This is a genomic window from Deltaproteobacteria bacterium (genome assembly GCA_018668695.1).
GTDB lineage: Bacteria > Myxococcota > XYA12-FULL-58-9 > XYA12-FULL-58-9 > JABJBS01 > JABJBS01.
The window spans coordinates 1-14,602 of sequence record JABJBS010000371.1 but is presented as its reverse complement, the minus strand read 5'-3'; the positions used below and the strand labels follow the sequence as shown (position 1 = coordinate 14,602).

Annotated in this window: 18 protein-coding genes and 2 pseudogenes; 12 read left to right on the top strand and 8 right to left on the bottom strand. The window is 53.7% G+C overall.

The window, feature by feature from the left end; translation table 11 throughout:
* Window positions 1–165 precede the first annotated feature (165 nt).
* Window positions 166–372 carry a hypothetical protein gene (locus HOK28_21615; protein ID MBT6435705.1) on the top strand — a complete coding sequence of 69 codons (207 nt, stop codon included), beginning with the start codon at window positions 166–168 and terminating at the stop codon, window positions 370–372.
* Between the two features lie 10 nt (window positions 373–382).
* Here HOK28_21615 and HOK28_21610 read toward each other — a convergent pair whose 3' ends face one another.
* From HOK28_21610 to HOK28_21600, 3 genes and pseudogenes are all read right to left on the bottom strand, one after another.
* A complete protein-coding gene (locus tag HOK28_21610; GenBank protein MBT6435704.1) occupies window positions 383–670 on the bottom strand; it encodes a hypothetical protein in 288 nt (95 codons plus the stop codon).
* A 56-nt stretch (window positions 671–726) separates the two neighbouring features.
* A pseudogene (locus HOK28_21605) lies at window positions 727–852 on the bottom strand (MerR family DNA-binding transcriptional regulator).
* 450 nt (window positions 853–1,302) lie between these two features.
* Window positions 1,303–2,094, bottom strand: a complete 792-nt coding sequence (locus tag HOK28_21600; GenBank protein ID MBT6435703.1) for a hypothetical protein — start codon at window positions 2,092–2,094, stop codon at window positions 1,303–1,305.
* A 61-nt stretch (window positions 2,095–2,155) separates the two neighbouring features.
* Between HOK28_21600 and HOK28_21595 the strand changes: the two genes are divergently transcribed.
* Genes HOK28_21595 through HOK28_21585 form a run of 3 tightly spaced genes read left to right on the top strand, consistent with a single transcriptional unit; the run spans window position 2,156 to window position 4,563 of the window.
* Entirely contained in the window at window positions 2,156–2,623 is a 468-nt protein-coding gene (locus tag HOK28_21595) for a MarR family transcriptional regulator (GenBank protein MBT6435702.1), read from the top strand.
* Entirely contained in the window at window positions 2,620–3,396 is a 777-nt protein-coding gene (locus HOK28_21590) for a hypothetical protein (GenBank protein MBT6435701.1), read from the top strand. The genes HOK28_21595 and HOK28_21590 overlap by 4 nt, the downstream gene beginning before the upstream one ends.
* Window positions 3,397–3,411: 15 nt before the next feature.
* On the top strand, window positions 3,412–4,563 hold the full coding sequence (locus HOK28_21585) for a c-type cytochrome (protein ID MBT6435700.1): 1,152 nt from the start codon (window positions 3,412–3,414) through the stop codon (window positions 4,561–4,563).
* Window positions 4,564–4,793: 230 nt separating this feature from the next.
* Here the strand turns inward: HOK28_21585 and HOK28_21580 are convergent, their stop codons facing one another.
* Together HOK28_21580 and HOK28_21575 are read right to left on the bottom strand one after the other, a co-directional pair.
* Window positions 4,794–5,681, bottom strand: a complete 888-nt coding sequence (locus HOK28_21580) for a sulfite exporter TauE/SafE family protein (GenBank protein ID MBT6435699.1) — start codon at window positions 5,679–5,681, stop codon at window positions 4,794–4,796.
* Between the two features lie 131 nt (window positions 5,682–5,812).
* Window positions 5,813–5,899 (bottom strand): annotated as a pseudogene (locus HOK28_21575) (YeeE/YedE family protein).
* Window positions 5,900–6,098: 199 nt separating this feature from the next.
* Here HOK28_21575 and HOK28_21570 point away from each other — a divergent pair.
* The 3 genes from HOK28_21570 to HOK28_21560 all read left to right on the top strand — a co-directional run bounded on the left by HOK28_21570 (window position 6,099) and on the right by HOK28_21560 (window position 7,510).
* Window positions 6,099–6,545, top strand: coding sequence for a hypothetical protein (locus tag HOK28_21570; protein ID MBT6435698.1), 447 nt, complete (start codon window positions 6,099–6,101; stop codon window positions 6,543–6,545).
* Between the two features lie 141 nt (window positions 6,546–6,686).
* On the top strand, window positions 6,687–7,301 hold the full coding sequence (locus HOK28_21565) for a sigma-70 family RNA polymerase sigma factor (GenBank protein MBT6435697.1): 615 nt from the start codon (window positions 6,687–6,689) through the stop codon (window positions 7,299–7,301).
* A gap of 2 nt (window positions 7,302–7,303) precedes the next feature.
* On the top strand, window positions 7,304–7,510 hold the full coding sequence (locus HOK28_21560; protein MBT6435696.1) for a zf-HC2 domain-containing protein: 207 nt from the start codon (window positions 7,304–7,306) through the stop codon (window positions 7,508–7,510).
* Window positions 7,511–7,604: 94 nt separating this feature from the next.
* On the opposite strand, the gene HOK28_21555 is transcribed toward HOK28_21560, so the two are convergent.
* Complete coding sequence (locus HOK28_21555; GenBank protein ID MBT6435695.1) at window positions 7,605–7,775, bottom strand: EAL domain-containing protein; 171 nt, start codon at window positions 7,773–7,775, stop codon at window positions 7,605–7,607.
* A gap of 222 nt (window positions 7,776–7,997) precedes the next feature.
* Here HOK28_21555 and HOK28_21550 point away from each other — a divergent pair, with 222 nt between their 5' ends.
* Both HOK28_21550 and HOK28_21545 read left to right on the top strand, forming a co-directional pair.
* Window positions 7,998–8,606, top strand: coding sequence for a sterol desaturase family protein (locus HOK28_21550; GenBank protein MBT6435694.1), 609 nt, complete (start codon window positions 7,998–8,000; stop codon window positions 8,604–8,606).
* Window positions 8,607–8,903: 297 nt separating this feature from the next.
* Window positions 8,904–9,338: a hypothetical protein gene (locus HOK28_21545; protein ID MBT6435693.1), complete on the top strand. Its 435-nt coding sequence runs from the start codon at window positions 8,904–8,906 to the stop codon at window positions 9,336–9,338.
* Window positions 9,339–9,690: 352 nt separating this feature from the next.
* Here HOK28_21545 and HOK28_21540 read toward each other — a convergent pair whose 3' ends face one another.
* A complete protein-coding gene (locus HOK28_21540) occupies window positions 9,691–11,412 on the bottom strand; it encodes an MBL fold metallo-hydrolase (GenBank protein MBT6435692.1) in 1,722 nt (573 codons plus the stop codon).
* 124 nt (window positions 11,413–11,536) lie between these two features.
* On the opposite strand from HOK28_21540, the gene HOK28_21535 reads away from it, so the two are divergent.
* Window positions 11,537–11,797 carry a hypothetical protein gene (locus HOK28_21535; GenBank protein MBT6435691.1) on the top strand — a complete coding sequence of 87 codons (261 nt, stop codon included), beginning with the start codon at window positions 11,537–11,539 and terminating at the stop codon, window positions 11,795–11,797.
* Window positions 11,798–11,926: 129 nt separating this feature from the next.
* Window positions 11,927–12,952, top strand: coding sequence for a S8 family serine peptidase (locus HOK28_21530; protein ID MBT6435690.1), 1,026 nt, complete (start codon window positions 11,927–11,929; stop codon window positions 12,950–12,952).
* Here HOK28_21530 and HOK28_21525 read toward each other — a convergent pair.
* Complete coding sequence (locus tag HOK28_21525) at window positions 12,927–13,691, bottom strand: hypothetical protein (GenBank protein ID MBT6435689.1); 765 nt, start codon at window positions 13,689–13,691, stop codon at window positions 12,927–12,929. The genes HOK28_21530 and HOK28_21525 overlap by 26 nt on opposite strands.
* 77 nt (window positions 13,692–13,768) lie before the next feature.
* Between HOK28_21525 and HOK28_21520 the strand changes: the two genes are divergently transcribed.
* On the top strand, window positions 13,769–14,437 hold the full coding sequence (locus tag HOK28_21520) for a peptidoglycan DD-metalloendopeptidase family protein (protein ID MBT6435688.1): 669 nt from the start codon (window positions 13,769–13,771) through the stop codon (window positions 14,435–14,437).
* The last annotated feature ends 165 nt before the right edge of the window (window positions 14,438–14,602 follow it).

The window sequence follows — 14,602 nt, the reverse complement described above, 5'->3', positions numbered from 1 at the left end:
GGGCCACATAGCGGCAAAGCTTTTCCAATCGCTTGCGCTCACCTGCACCAACCCGCGTGTTTGCGTGTAGACTAAAATAATCCACATTCGCACAACGCGACGACTTTTCATTGTTATGCGGCCGAATCAATTCTGCCTGACGAATAACTGATGTAGCAGCTCCCGGTGCCTAGTAATAGCGTCTGGGTTATCGGTGACGTTGGTCACGAGAGCATTCACCTGGGCATCAACCGCTTCTATTTCAATGAAAAACGCGTTCAAGAAATGGGAGAGCTTCGCCCCGATGAATTCCTGGTAGAAATTTCAGCATCAGCCAAAGGGGTGATGCGGGTGAAAGACTTAATCATCACACGCAAACCCTCAGCAAATTAATCTCTCTGGTTTATTCGGTACAACCAAATTCAAAGTCGAAGGCATCGCCTTCTGTGATACCCGAATCATTCACATTAAGAGAGCTCTTCCAATCAAAGCCACTGACAGTCTTTGGAAACAAACAGCTTTCATTGATGCCGTCCACAGCCACTGCTGGCTGATTTGGAACATACTTATAACCACTGAATGTGAAGACCCCAAAGCCACTTCCCTGCCCGACGAAAAATTCTCCCGACTCAAGCCATGCTGTGCCAAGATCCAAAAATGCGAATGCATTCTGATTCAGCTCAAGGCTCAAGCTGTAACTTTCACCTATAACCGATAAATCACTGGCATTCTTGAGTGAGTGACTAGGTAGAGGCGGTAGCCGGAGTCGCTGCGCGGCGGCTCGGGGATCAGCCCCTGACGCTCGTAGAAGCGCACGGTCTCGACGCCGATGCCGGCCGCCCTGGCTACCTTTCCGATGGTGGTCTTGGTCATGCTCGACTCCATACCAAAAACTATAAACTCTTTAGTAGGGTACAGGGTCAAGGGATGATCTTCGGAACCGCAGAATCCGAGATCACTTGCGCGCTGTGGTCTCTTGCAATGTCACTGAAAACGCTCAGGTTCTCTTGCAAGAGACGCAAGAGAGTGCGTTCGCAGAACCACCCATCCGGGCAGCCAGATGAAAGCCTCGCCGCATGGCGGGGCTTCTTCGTTTAACGGGCCTCGGGTGGGCGCCGCAACACTGCGGAATCAATGGGTTGCTGGCTGGCTTTCGGTGCGAGTACGGCTGCGAGAGAACGTCCCGTCGCGCCAGATCCAGCCTGAATTCGACTCTCCCAGCGCTCTCCAGACCCGCCGCTGGGGAGAGACGCTCGCACGAAGTTAACAGGGGGGTGTTAACTTCAGCGCCAAAGACTGGTCGCCTTGGGGATTCGTGACCAGCTATCTTGCCGGCAAGAAGAGCTTCGACCCCACACTGATATCCACATGGTCGACGTGTCCGGAAATGGCAGGTGTCGCAACGATCACATGAGCGTGCGTATTCGTGTCATGGTGGGTGAAGATCGCGTGGTGCTTGGGCGAGTAGAAGCCAAGGATCTTCGCGGGCGCTCCGGTCAGTGACCCACGCACCGCTGTGCGAATGTGCGCCTCATGGCCGTGGGCGTCGGGCGGAATCTTGCTGCCGTCGATGACGTGCCAGTCGAGGCGGGTTGGCGAACCTTCGATGCGGAACGGAAAGGCCTCGGCCACATTGACACCCGCCGCCCGGGCTTCCCGTTCGATGAATGCGTCAAGCTGGTCGAAGGGCACGGCTTGACTGATGGGTCGCTCCTGCCACCGATCGACCTCGGCGCTGACCAGCAGTGTCGCCCCCGAGGTTGTGCCCTGATGCCGCCCCGCGACCGCGCCGCCTTGGCCGTCGGGTGTCGATAACCAAAGCTGCCCATCCCAGATGGTCACCTCGCCGCCAAGACCCTCCAGCGCGCCAAGGCCGTAGAGGCCCGCCCGGCCAATCATCGGCGCCAGGTCGACCCGACGGTCGGTGCGCCCCATGTGCATGATCTCTCGCAGGGCACCGTGGACGGTCACAGCCGTAGTGAATGGCTCGGGCGTTGAAAGCGCGACCGGCTGCGCCGGTGCTGGGGAGCGGACCTGCGTGGCGGTCTTCGTGCAGCTGGCCCCAAGTAGCAGGATCAGCAGGAGGGGGAGTGTTGTCTTGTAGTTCTTCATCATGGTGGGCGAAGCTATCAGACATTAGTTGCGCCCGCAACTATCTGTTGCTATACCTCACACCATGAAGGCAGAAAGCCAAACTGAAGAACTGAGGAGGACGGTCCAGCTGTTCGTCCGTCACCTCGGACTGCTGGATGTGCGGCGGACCCCCTGCGGCCATCCTCTCTCGGTGGCGCAGGCCCACGCCCTCATGTTTCTCAGGGCCCAACCACCTGAAGAAGCCCCCCCGTCCCAGCAGGTCCTGGCGGACCACCTGCAGCTCAACAAGAGCACGGTCACTCGGCTGTTGCGGCAACTGAAGAGCCGACACCTCGTACAGCTCGAGACCTGCCCGGCCGACAAACGCGCAAAGCGCATCCACCTCACCGAGCAAGGTCGCCAGACCGCGGCCAATGTGAATCGCACGAGCCAAGAGCTGTTCGGAGCGGTGCTAAGCAACCTCCCGGAAGCGAGTCGTGAAGGTGTCATACAGGCCGTCCAGGAGCTCACGCTCGCCATCCAACAAAGACATGAGGGGAACTCGCCGTGAAACAAATCTCAGTGATCGCCATCTTGCTTTTCACTTGGGGCTGTGGGGCATCTGAGACCGCAGCGACGAGTCCTCTCGACACAGACTCAGCGCCGGAAAGCCTCGTCGGCAGCCCCGAGGTCGAGGTCTTTGGCTCCTTGCAACAGATCTTCGCCCTCGGTGACCTCAGCGCGACAGCCAGCCTCGCCGAGCACGGAGACAGCCCACAGACAGTAGGGCTCGGCGCCATCTCGGGCTTGCGCGGAGAGATCACCATCCTGGGTGGCGAGAGCTGGCTCGGCTACCCAGAGGGCGAAGATGCCATCAGCGTCGTTCAGGAAAGCGGCCCTGAGGAAGAGGCGGCCCTGCTTGTGATCAGTGAGGTCCCCGAGTGGGTGAGCTTCACCCTGGAGCAAGACACCCCCTACGACGACCTCGCAGAGGTCATCGCCGACATCCTCGAGACCGCTCACTGGCCAGACACCGGGGCCCTCCCGCTCAAGATTGAAGGCGCTATCAAGCGCGTTGATTGGCACGTCATCGACGGCTCCCGCTTGCCAGAAGGCCAAGCCAGCCATGAGGACCATGAGAATGCCGCCGTGAAAGGCACCCTGGTCGACGGCTCGCCGATCCTCATCGGCTTTTATTCAACCCAACACGCGGGCGTCATCACCCACGGCGGCGTCCGGCTTCACATTCACGTCGTCGACGCGGAGCGCCAGATCTCTGGCCACGTGGAAGATGCCCTCATTGGTGCCGGTTCAGTGGTGCGCCTTCCCGCTCCAATCCCCTAGTTTTATGGAGAACTCATGAAGAACAACGCTTTACGCCTATTCCTTGCGACAGCCTTGCTGGCTGGATGCAACACAGACAAGCCGACTTCGGATGGCGACACCGTCGATGACACGGGCAGCTCGACCGGCTTCAATTACGAAGACGTGGAGTTTCCGGCACACTTTGGCGTCGCTGCCACAGGCGGAATGGGTGGTCCCTCTGTCCTGGACATGGACAACACGCCCGAAGACAACCCCATCACCAACGATGGGGCAAACCTTGGCCGCCACTTGTTCTACGACACGAACCTCAGCGCCAACGGCACCATCGCCTGCGCCTCCTGCCACAAGGCAGAGTTTGGCTTCTCCGACGACAAGGTGCTCAGCGAGGGCTTCGATGGGGGCGAGACGGGCCGGCACTCTATGTCGCTCACCAACGCGCGCTTCTATGCTCCCGGGATGTTCTTCTGGGACCAGCGCGCCGAGACCCTGGAGGACCAGGTGCTCATGCCCTTTCAGGACCCTGTGGAAATGGGGATGACCTTGGAGACCTTGGTAGCGGCCGTCGAGGGGCAGGATTTCTACCCCGGGTTGTTTGAGAAGGCCTTCGGAGACTCCGAGGTGAGTTCGGAACGAATCTCCCTGGCCCTGGCCCAGTTCGTTCGCAGTCTGGTCAGCTTCGGCAGCCGGTATGACGAGGGACGTGCACAGGTCTCGTCAGCAACGGTTGATTTTCCGAATTTCACGGAGCAGGAGAACCTGGGAAAGCAGATCTTCATGAACACCCCGATGGGGCCTAATGGGGCGGGCTGCGCCGTGTGCCATCAGGGCGAGACCATGTCGGCTGTCGAGGCGAACAACAACGGGCTCGACGCCAACTCGGACGACGACCCTGGCTATGGCGAGATCACGGGCCTCTCTTCTGACATGGGAACGTTCAAGGTCCCGTCCCTTCGAAACGTTGCTGTCCGTGCGACCTTCATGCACGACGGGCGCTTCACGTCCCTGCGGGAGGTCATCGACCACTATGGCGACTCCGTCGAGGCCCATCCGAACCTGGGAATGCCCCTGAATATGCACGCTCCGAACCTCTCGGAGACTCACCGCGACGCCCTCCTCGCCTTCTTGGAGGCCCTCACCGATCACGACATGTTGACCGATCCGAAATTCGCAAACCCGTTCCTCTAGACGGCGACAGGCGAACAGCGGCAGGCGGCCGCACAACGAAGACGTAGGTGATGAGAAGCCCAAACGAAGTGAGCCCCACACGACCGTGTGGCCGTGCGGGGCTCAAGCCTCTGGGCACGAGCGCTGTTCGCTACTTCTTGAGGATCTTCATCCCCCTCAGAATCCCACGCATGTCGCCTCGGTCAATGTCCGCGACAGCCCCGTCCACATCGTCTGCATAGGCTTACCTTCTATCTATTGCGGACATCTGAGGCGTCAATCGGGATTGGAAACGAGTCCACAACGGGTGGTTTGGGGTGTCTGGCGTTGGCCGAACGACCATCCCGCAACCGCAACCCACCGAGGGTGGCAAGCGAGAGGAGCAACACACCCGCAGCGGGCATCAGCCCCGCTTCGCGCCAGACGACGTAGCCCGCCATCACCAACACAAAACCGGCAAAAACCTTGCGCAGCATCTGCGCTGGGACACGCTTGGCCAATGCTGCTCCCCCAATGCTCCCTGCGACGGCGGCGACCGTGACCACGAGGGCGAGCTGCACATCGATGGACACATGCGCTGCATGGCCGGCAAAGGCCGCAAAAGACTTGAGCGCGATGACCATGAGCGAGGTGCCCACCGCCTTGTGCATCTCCATACCGCCGAGAAGCACCAGAGCTGGCACCACCAGGAAGCCGCCGCCCGCGCCCACGAGCCCGGTGGCCCCACCGACCACGAGACCCTCGGCGATCACCAGCCCGACTGCCAGTGGCTTCTCTTTGTTCGCCTTCAGCTCACTCCGCCCACGAAACATCGCCAACGCGGTCACCACCATCATGGCGGCAAAGAGCAATAGGAGCGTGGTGCCAGAGAACCAATCGGCCGCGAGCCCGCCCAAGTAGGCCCCGACCATGGCGGTCGCAGAGAAGATCGCCCCAGTCCGCCATTCGACGTGGCCTCGCCGGGCGTGGGGAATCAGGGCAAAGAGCGACGTCGCACCCACCACAATCAGCGAAGTGGCGATGGCCTCTTTGGCCGGCAGCCCGGCTCCATAGGCCAGCACCGGAACCGCGAGGATGGAGCCGCCGCCCCCAAGCAGTCCAAGGGAGAGACCGATCAATGTGGCCAAAAATGCAACCATCAACATGGGGCGCCCGCCTTGGTCTCGACGACCCGAGCGGACTGGGCGACCTGCTTGGGACGATGAATAGTCTTGTGACCCACCATCCCCACGAACATGAACACGACGAACACGGCAGCAGATGACCCAAATCCGGCCAGCGAGACCAGCCCCGGTCCCGGGCAGAAGCCACCCAGGCCCCAACCAACGCCGAAGAGCGCCGCGCCGCCGGTGACTAGACGAAGTGACGACGCCGATGCCAATACCCCATGATAACGCACCTGGTGAACACGGGGTGGCGCCGCCAAAGCAGCCATCCGTTCCAATAACCAAGCACAAAGCCTTAGCCTAAAAACTGATTTAAAATAAACTGTAAGAATCTGCAGCGTCACACGACAAACTCTCATAAGTCGCACAAAACCAAAGGAGAAAGTCACTATGAGCACTATTACTGAAGGTATCAAAGCTGGATTTATTGGCACCGTGGCCATGTCGGCCATTATGTTTGCTAAGGATATGATGGGCGTTATGCCCGAGCTAAACGTTATTCACATGCTAGCCAACATGATGGGCATGTCTGTCCTCATGGGCTGGGTGATGCACTTTATGATTGGCTCCTTGGTATGGGGCGTTGGCTTTACCATTATCTACACCCTATTACCGGGAAAATCTGCCACCACCAAAGGTATTAGCTTTGGCGTACTGGCTTGGTTAGGCATGATGGTTATGGTGATGCCTATGGCAGGCGCAGGCCTATTTGGCCTTAACATGGGCATCGTTGCTCCCATGATGACGCTGATGTTGCATATTGTATTTGGCTGGGTGATGGGCCGTGTATTCACTTCTCAATCCATAGCCGATGATAGCGAGCCCAAAACAGTTTAAAGGTGTCTTTTAACTCTTAGGCTGGCATTCCATAAACAGTTGGCTGCCAGCCGTTTTTAGTTTTTGTAGCCCTGTATTATTTTGAATAATCGCTCTTAACAACTTAAGGTAGAGCCTCACTATGAGCAAAGAGCATGAGCCATGACCGCACTGAAGTTTTCCGCTTCTCACGCCCTAGATTGGACGCAGGATGAAGCATTTATGAGCGAGCTGCGCCAACAAATGTTGAAATTTGCAAGTTTACAACTGCAAGACACGAGCCTTGCCGAAGACGCCGTTCAAGAGGCTTTTATCGGCGCATTAAAAAACCAACAAACGTTCGGCAGAAGGTCTGCATTTAAAACCTGGGTGTTTGCCATACTTAAACACAAAATCATTGATGTAATACGCGGCAATCATCGCCTTGTGCCCAGCAGCTCTATGCAAGATGATGATGAACAAACAAACCTAGAAGTGTGGGACCAGCAATTTGATGAACGCGGTTATTGGCATTTATCCGAACGCCCAACACCCTGGCCACAGCCCAGCGAAAGCGCCGCTAACAATCAATTTTGGTTAGTATTTGAAGCGTGTTTAGAAGGCCTGCCTGGCCAATACAGAAGAGCCTACATGATGCGTGAATTCATTGGCTTAAGCACCGCTGAAATATGTGAGCTGCTAGAAACAAATGAAACCAGCCTTAACGTATTGCTTTACCGAGCCCGTTCAAAGCTTAGAAAATGCCTTCAAACAAACTGGTTCGATAAGGGAGCTTAATGATGATGAATTGCAAATCTACCACCCAGCTTCTATCACAAGCACAAGACCGAAAGCTTACCATGAGAGAAAAAGGCGGCGTTACATTACACACCATTATGTGCAAGGGCTGCCGTAATTATGGCAAACAAGTGCAGCAGCTGAGCAACTTATCTAAGCAGTTTGTTGAGCCTGTAAACTTGGCCGACAAGGACAAAGGGGGCTCCTAGCCTCTCATTTCTTGTCTTGATCGGTACTTTTTGTAGGCTCTTTTGGGCCTGGCCTCGGTTGAATTCCCTAGGCACAGCATGGTTAGCTGGTAACTTACGTCGAGTGCCAGCTAATCATCCACGCTTCTATATCTTCAGCGGGCATTGGCCTTCCCATCCAATAGCCTTGCCCTTCGTCGCATCCAAGTTCTTTCAAAGTGTTCCATACAGCTTCGTCCTCTATCCCCTCCGCGACGACATGCATACCGAGTTTATGCGCCAACATAATTGAATGATTAAGCAGCAATGTGTGTATGTTGGTACGCTAACTATTTGGTACAATGCTTTCAGACTAGCCAGTGTTGATTTGCATGCACAAGTTCCTGCTTAATCGGTCCGTGATTTCTGGGATACGATCCCGTTTCACGAGGAGTGAACGCGAACTTGCGCTTGTTCTGAGTGTAAATACGATTTAAAAAGTGAACAAGATTTACTAAATGAGGCCAATATGATCAGCGTGACCACCTTCGGAACCATCACAGCTGCAATCGTCGTGGGTGCTGTCGGCTGGAGCTTCACGGAGTACTGCATTCACCGTTGGCTCGGCCATGACCGGCGTTTTCTGCGCAACCCGTTTGGCGTCGAGCATCAGACGCACCACAGCAAGGGCAACTACTTCGCGCAGTGGTGGAAGAAGGCAGGTGCTGCAATCGCGGCCATTGCCCTGCTTTGGTGGCCAGCGACGGTGCTGCTGGGCGCTGTGTACGGGTCGGCCTTCATCTTCGGCTTCGTCGCGTTCTACCTCTACTACGAAATCTTGCACCGCGTGGAGCATGTCTTTGAGGCCAGCACCGCGTACGGCCGCTGGGCCCGGGCGCACCACTTTTTTCACCATTTCCACGATCCGTCTCGCAACCACGGTGTCACGTCGCCGGTTTGGGATCATGTCTTTGGAACGTACAGCGCGACCGACGTGATTCGCGTGCCGGAGAAGCTCGCACCGTTGTGGCTGATCGAACCCACAACCGGCGACGTCTGGCAGCACTTGCAGCCGACTTGGGTGCTTCGAAAGCTGAAAAAGCGAGCCCCCAAGCGCGCTCCGACCATCGTCGCGTGACAGGCGAAATGTCAGTTAATTGTGCCTGGAGAATTCATCCAAAAGAAAAGATACGCGCTCACTCAGAATAACGCCAAACAGCGACCCGCATAATAAAACCTAACTAAAATTAACACCTTACAGGTTTATAGTTTGTCCAATGAAAAACATTACCAAAACACCACTAATCCGGGTATTCGCAGTAAACTCATTTAACACATAATTCACGTTAATGGTTTACGAAGGCTGTCCAGGCTGCCACAATGTATATATTCAGGCCTGCGCACCAGCCTTTGAAACGGAAAGGGAAAAATACTTATGTTATCAAATTTAGCTATAGCCGAAGAAACAGAGTCCGGGGAACTCGTTATGGAGCAACGCTATTCAACACTTGAGTACGCTCTTTTCAGGCTAGACATTGCAACGAGCACCATGTCCATTCAGTCGTGCGCCCATACGCTCTATTGTGTTTTAAAGCAGCATTTCGCCCTCGAGGATAACTCGGCAGCGTTTTTCTCGAGCATTCAGGACCTGGCTTCCAACAGCCAGGTACGAATTTGGGCACTCCGCAAAGAGCATCCCATCCTACTGAAGCGAGTCAATCAGCTGGCATTAGGCGAGATACAAGCAAAAACAAATTCCGCGCTTCGATTGTATGCTCGCGAACTGATTGGAGCAATTCGTCAACACGAAGCCGTAGAGACGCAGACATATTTCGAGGGCCTCTACAATGAGCTTGGTGGCCAAGGCTAGGCACTTCTGTTTTCGTTTTCTAACAAGGAGTTGGCCTAACGACTTTGCCCCAACGAAAAAGGGTTCTGTCGCAAACTCAAAGCGCCAACGAACACCAACGTTCCGTTTGTAATGCTGTGCCTGAGCCGCCAACAAGAGAGCGTAGTTCACAACCCATCGGTCAAGGGTTGAATGGTCTACATCTATACCGCGTTCGGCAATAAGCTCTTTAATCTCGCGATAGCTTAGTTTGTATCGAAGATACGACCGAATCGAGGTAAGAATGATATCTTTGGGGAAATGACGACCTGAGAATTTCATAGCGAAATTTAGCAGCCGCTAATGGTTCTAGCGAGTTTGCGACAGAACCCTCTTAATTTCCGTTCTTCATCTGAACCGACATTACCGGACGATTTGCATGAGCCAACACTCTCTCTGTATGGGTTCCCCACAAGAAGTCGTGAAAACTGTCTTGCCCATTGGTCGCCATCACAATCAAGTTTGCATTCACCTCATCCGCCAGCGCATCTACAGCTTTTTCTAGTTTTTCGACACGACAATGTTTCTCAAATTGCCATTCCTTATCTCTTGGCAGACGAATTCTTTCCAGGTCGCACTTTCCTTCCGCACCCAACAAGTGGACCGTGGCATTTTCGATTCCTGCCCCATCCATAAACTTCGAGAGCGCATCAAATGCGGTATCAGCTGCTTCTTGCGTTTCTACAGGGATCAATACGTTTTCTAAGCGAATATTTCCATCCTCACGGGCGATGAGGCCGCGTTCACCAATAGGTAATAGAAGCGTCGGAACATCCGTATTTCTAGCCAATGAAACCGCGGGACTTCCGGATAACCAATGCACAACTCCCCGACCGCGATGAGTTCCGACCACTAAGAGATCAGGACCCAACTTACGAATGCCGTCCAAAACGGTATCAATCAGGTCCTGGCAGCATTCATGTTTGACCACAGAGTGGTCTACATCCGACGGTTCTATATCCCAACGAGAAACGATACTTGAAATCGGGGGTAAAGAAACTTGCTCGTCTGTAAGCACAAGCGAAATCAACTTCCCTTTTCCTTTTGCTGCAATCGCAATACCATGGCTAAAAGCCACGCCTCCATTGGGGTGAAGGTCAGTTGGATGTGCAATCACATAGGTATCTTCCAAAGTTCTGATCTCCGAGAGTGACTGAACCGATTTAGAAATAACCATTTCGCCAACCCCATCAGTGGGAGCGAAAAGATTAAGAGGCAATCTGAAATAACGACCACCATTCGCCTCTTCTTTCGGTAGCCGGCCAGCATCTATATTCACTTGTACACTTTGAAATAAGAGCTTTGGTGCCTTGAGAAGAGCATCCCGAGCATTGCGAAATTCTACAAATTCTTCACAAGATGTGTTGGCTTGAAGTTGAATATTTGCAGATTTGGATGCTCCAATGGTGGTTTCGTATCGCAAATCTCTGTCACCAGGCTGATAGTCATGCCCCACAAATACTCTTGTCTCATCGGGAAGCGTATAAAGTTTGTTTTGAACGGAGTCGTAGAGGTCTTTGGCACTGCCCTTCGGAAAGTCGCACCGCCCGGTTCCAAAGTCTTCAATAAACAAAGCATCACCGGTAAATACAGCATCATCAATTTTGAAACTGATACAGGCTGGGGTGTGCCCAGGCGTATGAAGCACGGTGATAGGAAGTGAACCGGCCATAAGAACCTCTTGGTCCTTTAACAATTTATCGAATTGACTACCGTCGGTCGCAAAATCAGCATTAAGGCTCAGCGCGGCCTTAAACGTTTCTTGAACGGCAACGATATGTTCACCAATAGCGATTTGAGCGTCTAGATGCCGCCTCAACAATTGCGCTGACGAAAGATGATCCGCATGAGCATGAGTCTCAAGAACAAAGTGAACATTGAGGTCAGTTTCTCGCACAAAGTTCAAAAGCATCATCGCTGAATCTGTTTGGGTCACCGATCCAACGGGGTCGTAATTCAAAACGGGATCGATGATAACAGCATCGAGAGTTGCTGGGTCCCAAACAACATAGGTCAGCGTTGAAGTGGCATTATCAAAATAGGTTTTTAAATTCATGATGGTCTCCTACTAGAATAGAGCCCATCGAAAAAGAAACGATTCAAGATTTGGTTAAATTCGAGAACTTTTGTTCAACAAAATACAGATGTTACGAGTTTGTAACATAAACAGAGGTATTAGAGTGAGTATTGTTTCTGTGCCTGGTGCCGAAGCAGGCGGCGTACATACCGGCCAGTGGGAGGGATGCGAAACTGTCCCATGGATTCAAGTGGATGAATCCATTTCAACACCGCATCCCTATGGTGAGAACTCTTCCTACGAATACACAATCAATACGCCAGCTGGCGCCATTGGCATTCGTGTTCACTTTAGATGTTATGAAAAGGTTCTGTCGCAAAATCAAATCCGACGTAAAGTATCTCCATTGTTGCAAATGGCCTGACGCAAGAAGCGTAGAGCTACCTTCGGATGTAGGTCCCATCAAAGCGCCAACAAGGGAGCGTGGTTCACAACCTATCGTTTAAGAGTTGAATGGTCTGCATCGATACCGCGTTCGGCAATAAGCTCTTTAATGTGCCTAGGTTTGCTTTATGATTTGAGCCTGGGAAATCCGGATGTGTATGTGGCGGTGATTGATTCAGCGATTGAAATCACCCACCCAGAATTTGCGGATTCGGTGAAGGCTCCCTTTGATGCCTACGCCAATGATAACGATCCAAGCCCCGAACCCGGTGAGTTTTGTTTTGAGGCTGCGGATACCAGCCTTTGCGATATTCATGGCACGGCGGTTTCCGGCATTGCTGTCGCACGTGCCAACAACGAAGAGGGGATTGTGGGGCTTTGTCCCGAATGCTCTCTTATTCCCATCAAGCTGCTCGGTGAATATTACGCGCCGCTTTCGGGAGATGTGGCGGCTTTTGAACATGCCATCGACAATGGCGCGTGGGTGATTAACAACTCCTGGGGTTACAGCGATTACATGCCGGTTTCCGATACGCTTCGCGCCGTGATTGTACGTGCATCCACACAAGCACGGGATGGGCTTGGCGCGGTGGTGGTGTTTGCGGCAGGCAATGAAGACCGGGAAATATTAGACGACGAGTTGGCGGCGATCCCAGAAGTGTTATCGGTGACGGCCATCGACCATTATGGCAACCCAACACCTTATACGAATACGGGTGCGTCTGTGGATATCGCAGCACCTTCGGCCACGGTGTCGGCTTCGGTCAACGGCGGTTATACGCAGAGCTTTGGCGGCACGTCAGCCGCTGCGCCCGTGGTCGCCGGTGTGGCGGGGCTGATTTTATCGATTCATCCGGAATATACTGCGCAGCAGGTCCGTGAGCTCATCACTGGCTCGGCCAAGAAGGATGGACGCGTCACATTTGATGAGAATGGGCATCACCATACGTTTGGCTTTGGGTTCTTAAGCCCGGCAGGCATTGTGAATGTGTGGTATCCGCCAATAGCGGTTGAGGATCCAGACCCTCTACCCGAAGAGGGCGGCTGTGGGGCTCTGGAGAGTAAGCCTCTGGCACTGCTCTTATTGGTTCTATGGGTTTACCGACGGCTTAGAGGTACTGCCAGCGCAGTTTGAGATTACCACCGCCACTGCCCGACACGTCATTGGCGTTACAGTTGTCTTGACCATCTTGGTAGTATTCTTCCACCCGTAGCTTGATGGTTTTGCCATCTTCAAGCTGAATAATGAATGGCACGTCGGTGGTTGCTACGCAGCCAGCATATGACCACCAATTGCTCATAAAAACCTGTGGGCTACCCAGGCCATAGCTATCTTGGATAAGCGTGCAATCGGCAGTGTAAAAATTGTCTTCGTAAAACGTCAGGTTTTCTGGAACCGATGCAATGGTGTCGTAGTCGTTTTCTAGTAGAACCGATGCAGCCACGCAGGACGGGCCGCCGCTGCCGCTGTTGAGTCTTAATTTGAAACGATGCGCCGCAAGGTGCCAATCCATAGATTCCAAGGATTCATTGTCGTTGATTTCTACTTTTTCAGCCCCGGTTTCAGTAAAGCGAATGTAGATCCAGGGATTGCTGGACGAGTTGCCAAAACCACCTGCGGTGGCATCTACAAATGTTACCCAGTTCTCTGATTCACGTTGTGTGGTCACTGTGGTTGTTGCCACTGAGTTTTGCAGTGAGAGATCAAGAACCATGTCGTCGACGCATTGGATGTCTTTGAGCTCGCTGCAGATGGGATCTGGTGTGTTCGTTGGTTCTGGGTTGTCTTCAGGTGTGGTTTCGCTGCCGCAGGCGGTGAGCAGGCCAATGAAGAGGACGGCGGACAGGGCGGATTGATAGGGCATTTTCATCATGAAAGCTTCCTAACCCAGAATAAATGAGTCGGCAACCAGAGATGGTGAGAGCCTTTTCCTGATTAACGTCATAGGTTATGGCGCAGAGAAGCTACCAAGAAACGAGAACCACTTTGATAAGCGACCGAAAATCCCCAAACCCTGAAGACTTTGCCACTTTGAAGACTGAAGGCATTTGTTTTAGCACTGTGATTGATTTGGGTGAAAACTACGAAGTTTATGATTTTACAAAGGGTTATGATGCCCAGCGGGTGTTGGCTTCACCTTATGGGGTAGGCCGATACGATGAGCACCGTCCGGGGATGTATGAAGGCGAGCAGTTTTTAGAGGATCAGCGTGATGTTCATGTGGGCGTGGATTTAGCGGGTCCGGTTGGTGAGCCGGTGCATGCTTTTTACGCAGGAAGTATTTTTAAGCTTGGCGACAATGCGCTGCGTTACGATTACGGCCCAACGATTATAACCCGTCACGGGTGGCACGAGCAGGTAGTGTATGCATTGCATGGGCACCTATCTCGCGAGAGCCTGAAAAAGTGGTCTGTTGGTGATACCTTCGAGGCCGGTGAAGTTTTGGCCTGGCTCGGTTGCGAAGAAGAAAATGGCGGTTGGAATTCTCATCTTCACTTTCAGCTGAGTCTCATGGAACCAGATACCCATGATTTGCCAGGTGCCGTGAACCGAAGCGACAGAGCCTGGGCGCTGCGAGCTTTTCCGGATCCAAGGTTGGTGCTTGGACCGCTTTATTAATCCCCGCCCGATTTAAAGTGCCTAGGCGCTAAAGCCTTGCACCCGATGCAGCCACCCCGGGCGTATAGGTCCGATAAGAGGTGGGTCGGTCCATCACGCGCTTACGGCGCCTCCCACTCATCGGGGTCGATCTCCCGCCCACTGGGGTTCTCGAGTTCCAATGCC